Annotated in this window: 9 protein-coding genes; 5 read left to right on the forward strand and 4 right to left on the reverse strand. The window is 36.6% G+C overall.

Annotation, left to right across the window (positions count from 1 at the left end):
* Positions 1–14: 14 nt before the first annotated feature.
* From R2R71_RS11315 to R2R71_RS11335, 5 genes are all read left to right on the forward strand, one after another.
* Complete coding sequence (locus tag R2R71_RS11315) at positions 15–725, forward strand: rhomboid family intramembrane serine protease (RefSeq protein ID WP_316831373.1); 711 nt, start codon at positions 15–17, stop codon at positions 723–725.
* Positions 718–1,572: a rhomboid family intramembrane serine protease gene (locus tag R2R71_RS11320; protein WP_316831374.1), complete on the forward strand. Its 855-nt coding sequence runs from the start codon at positions 718–720 to the stop codon at positions 1,570–1,572. The genes R2R71_RS11315 and R2R71_RS11320 overlap by 8 nt, the downstream gene beginning before the upstream one ends.
* The gene (locus R2R71_RS11325; protein WP_316831375.1) at positions 1,573–2,694 is read left to right on the forward strand and encodes an endonuclease/exonuclease/phosphatase family protein; all 1,122 of its coding nucleotides are present in this window, start codon (positions 1,573–1,575) and stop codon (positions 2,692–2,694) included.
* A 111-nt stretch (positions 2,695–2,805) separates the two neighbouring features.
* Positions 2,806–3,438, forward strand: a complete 633-nt coding sequence (locus R2R71_RS11330; protein ID WP_316831376.1) for a nitroreductase family protein — start codon at positions 2,806–2,808, stop codon at positions 3,436–3,438.
* 150 nt (positions 3,439–3,588) lie between these two features.
* Positions 3,589–6,315 (forward strand): Ig-like domain-containing protein, encoded by a 2,727-nt coding sequence (locus R2R71_RS11335; RefSeq protein WP_316831377.1) that lies wholly within the window; start codon positions 3,589–3,591, stop codon positions 6,313–6,315.
* A gap of 49 nt (positions 6,316–6,364) precedes the next feature.
* Here R2R71_RS11335 and R2R71_RS11340 read toward each other — a convergent pair whose 3' ends face one another.
* The 4 genes from R2R71_RS11340 to R2R71_RS11355 form a co-directional block, all read right to left on the reverse strand.
* Entirely contained in the window at positions 6,365–7,321 is a 957-nt protein-coding gene (locus R2R71_RS11340; protein WP_316831378.1) for a D-glycerate dehydrogenase, read from the reverse strand.
* A 41-nt stretch (positions 7,322–7,362) separates the two neighbouring features.
* A complete protein-coding gene (locus R2R71_RS11345) occupies positions 7,363–8,169 on the reverse strand; it encodes a DUF4249 domain-containing protein (RefSeq protein WP_316831379.1) in 807 nt (268 codons plus the stop codon).
* Positions 8,170–8,175: 6 nt separating this feature from the next.
* Positions 8,176–10,500, reverse strand: coding sequence for a TonB-dependent receptor (locus tag R2R71_RS11350; protein WP_316831380.1), 2,325 nt, complete (start codon positions 10,498–10,500; stop codon positions 8,176–8,178).
* A gap of 93 nt (positions 10,501–10,593) precedes the next feature.
* On the reverse strand, positions 10,594–11,712 hold the full coding sequence (locus tag R2R71_RS11355) for a multiheme c-type cytochrome (protein WP_316831381.1): 1,119 nt from the start codon (positions 11,710–11,712) through the stop codon (positions 10,594–10,596).
* Positions 11,713–11,737: the final 25 nt, after the last annotated feature.

Consider the following 11,737-nt stretch of genomic DNA (forward strand, 5'->3'; position numbering starts at 1 on the left):
AAAAAATTAAATAAATGAATAGAATACATATACCGCCGGTTGTAAAAAATTTATTAATTATAAATGTAATTTTCTTCATCGGCACATTGGTTTTCAGGCCAGATGGCGGCTATCCTTTTGTTAACTGGTTTGCAGTATATTATTTTGATTCTCCTGATTTTAGAATATGGCAACCAATCACCTACATGTTCATGCATAGTCCGGTTGATTATTTCCATATTGTATTTAACATGTTTGCCCTCTACAGTTTTGGCAGTTTACTGGAAAGCAGGTGGGGTGCTAAAAAGTTCATCATTTTCTACTTCATTACGGGTTTAGGTGCGCTTGCACTACAATGGGCAGTGCAATCTTACGAAGTTTACTCGGTTGTTGGACATGTAACTTTTAATGTTAACCAGAATTTAGTTGCTGCACAGGATAAAATAAAATTAATGGGTGAAATATACTACGGGCCAATGCTTGGCGCTTCCGGCGCCATTTTCGGGTTATTGGTTGCCTTCGGAACCCTTTATCCAAATGCAGAATTGTTAATCATGTTTATACCGGTGCCGGTTAAAGCAAAATACATTATTCCGATTTATATCGTTATTGAACTGGTTTTAGGTGTTGGCAAGTTTGCCGGCGATTCAGTTGCGCATTATGCGCATCTTGGTGGTGCATTAATTGGTTTTATTTTAGTTAAAATATGGAAGGATAAAGACACTTTTTACACTTACTATGAATAACAATATTTTTAAGGATTTAAGCGATAAAATATTCCGTTCGGGTAATCCGATATTCTTTTATATCGGTGTAAACACCATTATTTTTTTACTAACCGCTTTTGTGGCGCTTTTTTCATTTTTAACAAAAAGTGGCTTCCCGGTTTTTGATTTAGTGCGAAATTACCTTGGCTTGCCAGCTGTTTTTTCCCTATTTCCGGAAAGATTTTATACGGTTTTTACCTATATGTTTTTTCATGATGATTTTTTTCATCTGTTCTTTAATATGATAGGTTTGTTCTGGTTCGGGCAGATTTTCATGAATTTCTTAAAAAGCCGCCAGTTTCACTTTGTGTTTATTACAGGTGGTTTAGCGGGTGCTTTGTTTTTCATTATTGGTTTAAATATATTTCCGGTATTTTCAGGAAACCTTCAAGGTGTTACCGTTATTGGTGCCTCAGGCGCCGTAATGGCTATAATTGTCGCAACAGCTACACTTGTTCCCAACTACGCTCTATATTTAATGTTTCTTGGCGAAGTAAAAATAAAATACCTCGCACTTGCGTACTTTATTCTCGATATACTTGCTTTAGGCAATATAAATGCCGGAGGAAGTTTTGCACATATAGGAGGTGCTGTTTTAGGTTTTACTTACATCAAAATGCTACAAAATGGCCGCGACTGGAGTAAGCTTTTCGAAAAAAAACCAAAATTAAAGGTTGTAAAAAATGAGCAACCAATAAAAAAACCTACTTTTAAGGGTATTTCGCAAAAAGAAGTCGATGAGATTTTAGATAAGATATCTAAGTCGGGTTATGATAAATTAACTGCTTCCGAAAAAGAAAAATTGTTTAAAGCCAGTAAAGATTAAATGCCGAAATCTAAATATTCTTTTTTTGATAAAATATTCCTGCCATTAACCATTATTGCAGTTATATGTCTGCTACTGGGAACCCTGGCCAGCGGTGTAGATCCCCGCAGTAATTTTTTAATGGCTTACTTTGCCCTTGCCTACCCTTACTCATTATTTGTCTGCATGCTCTTTCTGTTCTGGTGGATAATCAGAAAGCGATGGGCATTTTCAATCATAGTATTTTTTGTTATCGCTATAGGTTATAAAACCATCCATGCAACATTTGGCTTTGGAGGTATAGAAGGCGGCCCTGAAAAAGACGAAGGTTCGATCAGGATGATGACTTATAATGTACATAGCTTTAAACTTTTCGGAGAGCAAAATACCATTCCGGTAAAAGAAAAAATGCTCCAGGTAGTTAAAGATCAGAATCCGGATATTATCTGTTTCCAAGAATTTTATACCCGCAGAAAAGGGAACTTCAATACAATAGATAGCTTAAAAAAGCTACTAAAAATGGATTATTATTTTTTCAGACCTGCAGAAAAAAATGATTATGAAGCCTTTGGATTAGCGATTTTCTCCAAATATCCAATTAAAAATAAAGGTGAAATTCTCTTCGAGGGTTATGGAGATAATATGAGTATTTATACTGATATTGATGTTAACGGTAAAAAGCTCAGGGTTTTTAACGTTCATTTTCAGTCTATAAGTTTTCAGCCACAGGATTATCAGTTTCTCGATCAGCTAACTAAAAAAACCAGGGGTAAACTTTACGCCTCAAAACGAATTTTGAGAATGTTAAAGGAGGCTTTTGTAAAAAGAAGCGAACAGGTTGATGTTATGAAGAAGGAAATGGCCAAATGTGAAACATCTTATTTAATTGCCGGTGATTTTAATGATACTCCCGCATCCTATGCTGTAAATCAGATTACAAAAGGATTAAATAACGCTTTTATCAAAAAGGGCTCTGGTTTTGGAAAAACTTATAACGGTAAATTCCCTAATTTCCAGATCGATTACATTGCCACCAGTAAAGATTTTGAAGTTCTGAATTATCAGATTACAAAAGCAAAATTATCTGATCATTTCCCTGTAAGAACAGATATTAAATTTATTGATAGCCTTTCGAAAGATTAACTAGCTATTGTAATTTTCCCGCAATTAGTTTCTTTCTTACCATACATCAACAAAATTTTTAATAGCATTTTAGATATTTGCTTCATTAATTGAAATAAAATCTCTAAAAATATGAGTTTAATAGAAGCTTTAAACTGGCGTTATGCTGTTAAAAAAATGAACGGCCAGCCAGTTGAACATGAAAAAGTTGATCAAATTGTTGCTGCTGCGCATTTGGCACCAACATCATCTGGTTTACAACCTTTCAAGGTAATTGTAGTAACTAACCAGGAATTAAAAGAAAAAATCGCCCCAATTGCATTTAATCAATCGCAGGTTATAGATTCTTCTCATTTATTAATCTTTGCTGCTTTCGATAATTACACAGAAGAAGGTATTGATGCTACATTCAGCCACATGAACAAAGAGCGTGGTTTACCTGAAACAGCAACTGATGCTTATAAAGCACAGCTTAAAGGAATGATTTTGGGAAGAACAGCAGATGAAAACTTTAATCATGCTGCCCGTCAGGCTTACATTGGTTTTGGCGCTGCAATTGCCCAGGCAGCCTTATTAAAAGTTGATGCTACGCCAATGGAAGGTTTTAATGGCCCTGCACTCGACGAACTTTTAGGACTAGATAAATTAGGTTTAAAAAGTGTAACCTTATTGCCATTAGGCCACAGAGATGAAGCTAACGACTGGTTAGTAAACCTTAAAAAAGTACGTAAACCATTAAGTGAATTCTTAATCGAATATAAATAACAAATTCACATCCATTAGTATATATAATTGCCGGTTTTGCTAAAAGCATTACCGGCTTTTTTTATGTAAAAAAATGTTAAACACTTTACTAAGCTATGAGCTCTATTTATAATTGGATATATTTACATCCTAAGTAATTAATTTCCTTTCATGAAGATTTTTAGAATTTTATTAATAGCAGTATCTTTTTTATTTATTGTAAATTTTTCATCATCGGCGCAAACTGATACCATTAGCATTAATACGATTATTACCAAAACCAATAAGGTTTTAAATGATTACCCTACTGAGAAAATACACATCCATTTTGACAAGCCATATTATGCTGTAGCCGATACCATCTGGTTTAAAGCATATGTTACTGAAAACCAAAATTTCTTGTCGGGAATCAGTAAAATTGTATATGTCGATGTAATTAATCAGCGTGATTCCTTGATACAAACGGTGAAACTCCCGCTTGCCGGTGGTATGGCAGAAGGAAATATTCCCCTATCTATGGAGCGCTATAAACAAGGCAATTACCATTTCAGGGCTTATACAAACTGGATGCTAAACTCAAACGACCCTGCCTTTTTCAACAAAACCTTTTATATCGGGGAGGCAATTGACAAGGAGTTGAAAACACATATAAGTTATAAAAACCTATCAACCGATAAACAGGAAAAGATTGATGCAAGGGTACAGTTTAAAGATATCAACAACAAACCTTATGCTAATAAAACTGTAAACTGGCAAGTAGTTACCAGCTACACATCGATAGCCAAAGGAAGAGGGACTACAGATGCTAATGGTTACTTAACCATAAGTATGACTGCTAATCAAAAAGCAGAATATCAGCTACAAAAAGGAGAATTGATCACGAGCATCAACACCACAGATAAAGATATTATTAACAGTACCTTTCAGTTAAAAAATGCGGTAATCAGTAAAGATTTTCAGTTTTTCCCCGAAGGCGGAAACCTTATAGCAGGCATAACAAATAAAATAGCCTTTAAGGCAGTGAAGAGTGATGGACTTGGAATAAATGCTAAGGGTGTTGTATCTGACAACGATGGTAAACAAGTAGCTACTTTTACAGCCCAGCACCTGGGTATGGGTAGTTTCAGCCTACTGCCCGAAACTGGTAAAAACTATAAAGCAACTGTAACTTACGCTGATGGATCAACACAAACAATTAATTTACCAAACATAACTGCATCGGGCATTACCATTACAGCCGACAATACCGATGCTGAAAATATTGCAATAAAAATTCTTTCGAACGACAGCTTCTTTGAAGCCAATAAAGGCAAGAAATTCTACCTGATTGCACAAAGCAAAGGTGTAATTTGCTACGGTGCCCAAACCGCTTTATCAAACAAAGAATACGGCACAACAATACTTAAAAGTAAGTTTCCATTAGGTATTGCACAGTTTACTTTAATGGCCGAAAATGGTAAACCTTTAAGTGAGCGTTTGGTATTTGTTCAAAATAAAAATGCAATGTCCCTGGTACTAAGTAGCCCTGTTGCAACTTACGGTCCAAAGAAAAAAGTAAAAATAAACCTGTCTTCAAAAAAAGATGGAGCACCTGTGGAAGGAAATTTCTCCGTATCGGTAGTTGATGAAACCAAAGTACCATTTAACGAAGATGGAGCAAGTACGATTTTAACAAGCTTACTTTTAAACAGTGATGTAAGAGGTTATATAGAAAGGCCAAACTACTATTTTAGTACACCAGATGCTAAAAAAACAGCGGATCTGGATGTATTACTCTTAACCCAGGGCTACCGCAGCTATTCTTATACCGATATCATTGATAACAAGCTTCCGAAAATTGTTTTCCCTCCTGAACAGGGAATTGAAGTTTCAGGTATTTTAAGAATGGCAAATGGTATTCCGGTTCGAAAAGGGGCTTTACTTTTAACCATTCCTGACAAGAGATTTAATCTTGAGGGAACAACGGATCCGGTAGGAAATTTCAAGTTTTCGAACCTTAACCTTAACGATTCATCTAAAGTTACCATTACTGCTAAATATAACGTAAACTATAAAAGCATGGCGATCAGCCTGAATGGTTCGCCTGTACCGAGTATAAGCAGGAATTTTAGTGCCGCAGAGGAAGTGCTTAACATAGACAGTACTTTAACGGCTTATCTGGACAACAGTAAAAAACAATATTCTTATTTGCATACATTAAAAGATGTTACCATAAAAGGTGCGGCAGTACCAAAGGTGAGCCACAAAGACTATCCGTCATTATCAGGCTTATCTGCAATTGCCGACCATGAAATTTCGGGCGACAGGTTAACAGGCTGCAACTTACTTGTAAACTGTTTACAAACCATGGCATTGGGTACAACTTTCATTGATAATAATTTTTACGTTACAAGAGATTATAACCAGGGAAATAAAACACCAATGGGCATCTTCATTAACGGAATTATGATGGATGTTAACCAGATTAATACGGTAGATGTGAAAATGATCGAGTCAGTAGAAGTCTTCCTAAAGGATGAACTTGGCTTAGTTAACAGGGCTAATAACATAAATGGCGTAATTGTTATCAACCAGAAAAAAATGCCAAAAGGAACTAAAATATCTAAAAATGAACTAATGGATATGTTGCCTAAAAATTATGAGGTTACATTCTCACCGCAAGGTTACAATAAAGAGCGTCAGTTTTACATGCCGAAATATGATAATCCTGCAAACCTTAACCGAAACGATTTAAGGACAACTATATACTGGAATCCGAAGCTTGTAACGGATAAAACCGGAGCTACCTCATTCGAGTTTTATAATGCTGATGGCAAAGGACAATATAAAGTTGTTGTTGAAGGTATTGATGAAAACGGAAACCTGGGCCGATCGGTTTTTAGGTATACTGTTAAATAACATTAAAGCTTTTAAAAAGAAAGTCAGGCGCAATGCCTGACTTTTTTATTTATACCTGATGTGGCAGCGGTTCACCATTTAAACCTGCAATAATATTTTTGGCTACCAGATTCGCCATTGCACTTCGGGTTTCCTGAGTTGCTGAACCAATATGAGGAAGTACGGCAACATTTTCCATATTTAATAATGGATTATCAGCGTTCATAGGTTCCGGATTTGTAACATCCAAACCCGCACCCCAGATAATTTTTTCTTTCAGCGCTGTCGTTAAATCAGCTTCATTATGAATTCCACCCCTTGCAGTATTGATAAAAATTGATGAGGTTTTCATTTTTTTAAATACAGCAAGATTAAACTTATCTTTAGTTTCTGTTGTTAATGCTGTATGTACAGATAGTACATCGCTTTGCTTAAGCAGTTCATCAAAAGAAACATATCTGGCACCTAAATTTTCTTCAGCTTCCTGATTTCTATTTCTGTTATGATAAATTATAGGCATTTGATAAGCCGCAGCACATTTTCTTGCCATTTCTAAACCTATTTTCCCCATTCCAAAAATACCTAAAGTCTTTCCATTAAGTTCTATTCCGAGTTCAGGTGTAGGCTCATAATTTCGCCACTGGCCATTAATAATTTTCTTGTGGAGGTAAAATGCTTTTCTCGAAACCGCCAGCATTAACAAAAAAGCAGTATCGGCAGTTGCTCCGCTTAATACGCCTGGTGTATTACCAACAGGAACATTCAGGCTTTTTGCAGCAGCAACATCTACATTATCAAAACCAACAGAATGTAAGGCAATCACCTTTAAATGGCTGCATGCATGGAGAAAATCTGAATCGATTTTATTCGGACCAACACTAACAAGTGCATCAGCTTTTTGGCAGGCCTCAATCAGTTCCTGAGGATTAATTTGCCTGGCTTGTTTCCATTGAGTAAATTCTATATCGTTCTCTTTTAATAATGCTAATCCACTTTCGGCAATATTACCGCTTATAAAAACTTTCATATAAATATTAACAGCGCAATTTTAAAGATGTTTCGGATTGTTTAAGGCACAACTAAATTAAGTGATTGATAAGTATGAGCACTAAAATAACCCAGTGCATTATTTGAAATATTTGAAGTAGGATTGGCAGGCGTTGTGCCTTGATTGGGGCCGCGGCTCGATTGCTCACTTAGTGCATACCAGTAATCAAATACATTTGAATCAATACATTCAAGTTCGATCCTAACTTTATCATTCGTGTTCAGCTCATCACTGTCGTTATTATTGTTGTTCGATTTGAAGAACAATTGTATTCGGAGCGGATTACCATTTGTAAGGCGATCGTTCGACACATAAAACCTTTGCGATAGGTAATCGTTAACGTATAAATTGAAATGATAGAAATTGGTTTCATTAGCCGGATCAACTAAATACGCAACAGCAGTTTTACGATCGTTACCAAAGAAAGAGTTTAAAACCACCCCAATAGAATCTAGTTTTACATTATTAGGCATTTTAGATGTTGCTTTGTAATTTTTTCCCTCTGCCGTAACATCAAGGTTATAAGTAACACCAGAAACGCCCCTCATTCGATTGGTATAAATACCTGGCGCTGTTTCTGTAAAAACGTAGTTATTACCTCTGCTATCAGTTACTTTTACTGTTGCTCCTGATACCGTTGGAAAAGCTATATCATCGTCGTAATTTATTGTCTTTGTAATCTTTATCTGTTGGTTAGCAAGCTTGTCGGTAATCTTTCCTTCAATTACAATTTGAGGTGGCGCATTATCAGTATCTATGCTAATAATCTTTTTGCACGATGAAAATAACAGGCTAATAAAACAAGCGTATATAATTAATCTTTTCATGTCTTGTTAAAATTTAAAATTCCAGGTTACCGAAGGTATCAAACCAAACAGGGAGGTTTGTTCGGCAATAGTTCTGTTCGTGTTGGTTGGGTCGGTTTTAAACTCGATGGAATATGGATTTTTCCGTCCGAGAACATTATATATACCAAAATTCCAGCTTGATTGGTACTTACCCGTTCTCTTACTTTCCAATGTTGCACTAATATCCAAACGCATATTGTAAGGCATTCGACCTCCATTGCGTTCGGTATAATAATAAGCTGTTTGGCCGCCGATAGAATATTTACCTGCCGGAAAAGTTACCGCATTGCCCGTGCTGTAGATAAAGCTCGAAGAGAATGTCCAGCGGCGGTTCATATTATAAATACCAACAACCGACACATCGTGAGTTCGATCCTGTCGTGCAGGGAAGTAATTCCCATTATTTAATTCAGCAAATTTTCTTTCTGTTTTAGAAAGCGTATAACCAACCCATCCGTTAAGTTTCCCGAATTTCTTTTTCAGGAATAACTCCAGTCCATACGCCCTGCCCGAACCATAAAGCAATTCTGATTCGACATTTGAATTTGCCAGAAGCTGTGCCGCATTTTTATATTCTATTTGATTTTGGAGCCACTTGTAATAAACTTCACCTGATAGTTCATAAGTGTTTTCTTTAATGTTTTTAAAATAACCCAGGGAGATCTGGTCAGCGATTTCAGGTTTAATATTATTGCTGCTTAGCACATACTGATCGGTAGGTGAACTCGATGTAGCATTTGTTAAAATATGGATATTCTGTGTATTGCGGTTGTATGAAGCCTTTATTGAATTTTCTTCGTTAAACAGGTAACTTACCGAAAATCTTGGCTCTAAGTTGAAGTAGTTTCTATAAAATTTACCACTTCCAACATTGTCTGTCGAAATAATATTTCCGGCAGCATCATAACTACTGAAATTGCCTGGCCCCAACAAAGAAAATGCAGCAACCCTAACACCGTATAAAAAATTTAGTTTCTCGGTAGCCGCCCATTCATCCGACATATATATCGCAGACTCCAATCCGTAACGTTTTTCCTGTGTAAGTGAATTAACCTGCGATTGTTGTGATGTTGTAATATCGATAGGCGAAATGCGATGATGGGTTGCATTTAAACCAAAACGAAGTGTATGTTTATTGCTGAAATATTGAAAATCCTGTTTCAGGTTAAAATCCCTTACCAACGATGTCGCCTTAAAATTGGTAACATCATTCAGCAGCCTGACAGTATAATTGTAGTTATTATAAATTAGCGATGTGTTGGAAAAAAGTTTATCGTTAAAAATGTGATTTAACCTTAAAGTTGTGGTTACATTACCCCAATTATTTTCGAACAAATCTTTAACACCAATATTATCCTTACCAAAATAACCTGAAAGGTAAATGGTATTTTTATCATCGATCTTATAGTTTGCCTTTGCGTTAATATCATAGAAATTTAAAGTGCTTCCATTGATGGATGAATCGGGCGAAGCCCTTAAAAATAAATCGATATAAGTTCTCCTGAAGCTAACCATAAACGAACCTTTATCCTTTACAATCGGGCCTTCCGCTTTTAATCTCGAGGCGATTAAGCCGATGCCGCCCTGAAATTTGAACTCCTTATTGTTACCATCATCCATTTTTACGTCTAAAACAGAAGATAAACGACCACCGTATTGCGAAGGCATTCCTCCTTTATACAAGCTCACATCCTTTATTGCATCGGCATTAAATGTGGAGAAAAAACCGAGTAAATGCGAAGAATTATAAACCACAGCTTCGTCTAAAATAATAAGATTCTGATCCGCAGCACCACCACGAACATAAAAACCGGTATTCCCCTCGCCACCCGATTTGACACCAGGCAACAGCTGAATCGTTTTTAAGATATCTTTCTCACCTAGTAAAACCGGAATTGAGTTTAATGATTTCATGTCAACACGCTCCAAGCCCATTTGCGCACTCTTTACATTTTCATTTTTTCGGTTGGTAGCGCTAACGGTAACCTCGGCTAAATCGTTGGCGGTTTTAAGCTCTTCATTAAACTTTGTATCCTTAGTTAGGTTAATGGTTTTAACTATTGACGCATAACCAGCGTAGCTTACAACAAATGTGTATTCGCCTTCCGGCTGGCTCAAAGCATAGTAACCGTACGCATTGGTTAAAGTGCCTGCACTGGTTTTCCCACTCAATTTTACCGTGGCCCCGATTAAAGTTTCGCCAGTATTGGCATCTCTAATCGTACCACTTAAATTATACTTATTCTGGGCTAAAGCAACATAAAATGATAAAGTGAGGAGCAAAACTGAAACGTAGAACTTTAAAGGCATACCGGCTAAATCTGATTAACGATTGAAATCAAATGTACGAAATACAAGTCCTTTTCCAGTCAGAAAGCTTGGCTTTTAACAACATAACGCTATTTACTTTGCAGGATAAATGCCAATATGATGTGAACGAAGCATATAAGGACTAACTTTCTTACTACCCGCAGTTTGGAAGGATATTAGTTTAGATGGCTGCATTGGCATATGGCAATCAATACAATTACTTTTTAAAATACCTTTGGCCAACGTTGATTCTGAATGTTTTTGAGACTGATGACAGCTTATACAGCGTTGAGAATAGATCGCCATATTTCCCTTAATACTTTCGTGCGAATTATGACACGACTGGCAAGTCATTTCACTTTTACGGTAACACATGCTACCTTGCAACATAGCGGTCTGGTTGCCATGCACATCAGGATTTGCACCACTAAAGGATACAAAATCCTGTGCATAATAACTATCGAGATTATCGCCGGGTTGAAAATTAAAAACTGATTGAATAGCGGTAAGTGTATTGCCTGAATGGCATACTCCACAGGCATCCATTTTTTGTTTACGACTAAGTGTTTTATAAATTGTGATAAACTTCGCCGATTTTTCTTCAGGATTTTCTAAATGAAAAACAGCATGCTGCTTTCCAGGCCCGTGGCAACGTTCGCAATCTATACCGTATATTAGGGAACCTTTCTCCAGGTCTTCATCCATTGCCAGTGCAGATACCTGCTTCGTTTCCGTTTTAACATAAGAACTATGGCACTCCAAACACCTGCTGGTAATTGGCCTGTCGAAATACATTACGTTTATTGGAAAACCCGGGCTGTTAGCCCAGGTTTTTATCGCCGAAAAATGTGATAATGGCAATTGATAAAGCTTTTTTCCTTTCCAGTAAGCATAAGTAAATGCTTTTTCGCCAGAACCAAACGCTACATCGAAACCTTGTATTCTGGTTTGTTTACCATCAATATAAGCTACCTGATAAATTCCGCTATCTCTTTTTTCAACTTTAATTTTCATGTGTTGATTAAAAGCGAAAATGCTAGAATCGGTTTCTAAGAAGGCTTCAAGACTTTTACGATTTGCTGGTGCAGAAGTCAGGGCATGAGCACTGTGTATAAAAGACTGGGCTGCATTTGCATGGCACTTTATGCAGGTTGCTGCTCCAGCATAGTTTTCGCCCCTTACATCGCCTGGAATTTTATCCGCTGCGTTCATACACCGGGAAAGGGTAAAAATAAAT

The organism is Pedobacter aquatilis (assembly GCF_032678405.1).
GTDB lineage: Bacteria > Bacteroidota > Bacteroidia > Sphingobacteriales > Sphingobacteriaceae > Pedobacter > Pedobacter aquatilis_A.

What these genes read in the sequence shown, in the direction of transcription:
- R2R71_RS11335 (WP_316831377.1), top strand. Translation starts at nt 3,589, where the DNA reads ATGAAGATTTTTAGAATTTTATTAATAGCAGTATCTTTTTTATTTATT.
- R2R71_RS11325 (WP_316831375.1), top strand. Translation starts at nt 1,573, where the DNA reads ATGCCGAAATCTAAATATTCTTTTTTTGATAAAATATTCCTGCCATTA.
- R2R71_RS11350 (WP_316831380.1), bottom strand. Translation starts at nt 10,500, where the DNA reads ATGCCTTTAAAGTTCTACGTTTCAGTTTTGCTCCTCACTTTATCATTT.
- R2R71_RS11345 (WP_316831379.1), bottom strand. Translation starts at nt 8,169, where the DNA reads ATGAAAAGATTAATTATATACGCTTGTTTTATTAGCCTGTTATTTTCA.
- R2R71_RS11320 (WP_316831374.1), top strand. Translation starts at nt 718, where the DNA reads ATGAATAACAATATTTTTAAGGATTTAAGCGATAAAATATTCCGTTCG.
- R2R71_RS11315 (WP_316831373.1), top strand. Translation starts at nt 15, where the DNA reads ATGAATAGAATACATATACCGCCGGTTGTAAAAAATTTATTAATTATA.
- R2R71_RS11340 (WP_316831378.1), bottom strand. Translation starts at nt 7,321, where the DNA reads ATGAAAGTTTTTATAAGCGGTAATATTGCCGAAAGTGGATTAGCATTA.
- R2R71_RS11355 (WP_316831381.1), bottom strand. Translation starts at nt 11,712, where the DNA reads ATGAACGCAGCGGATAAAATTCCAGGCGATGTAAGGGGCGAAAACTAT.
- R2R71_RS11330 (WP_316831376.1), top strand. Translation starts at nt 2,806, where the DNA reads ATGAGTTTAATAGAAGCTTTAAACTGGCGTTATGCTGTTAAAAAAATG.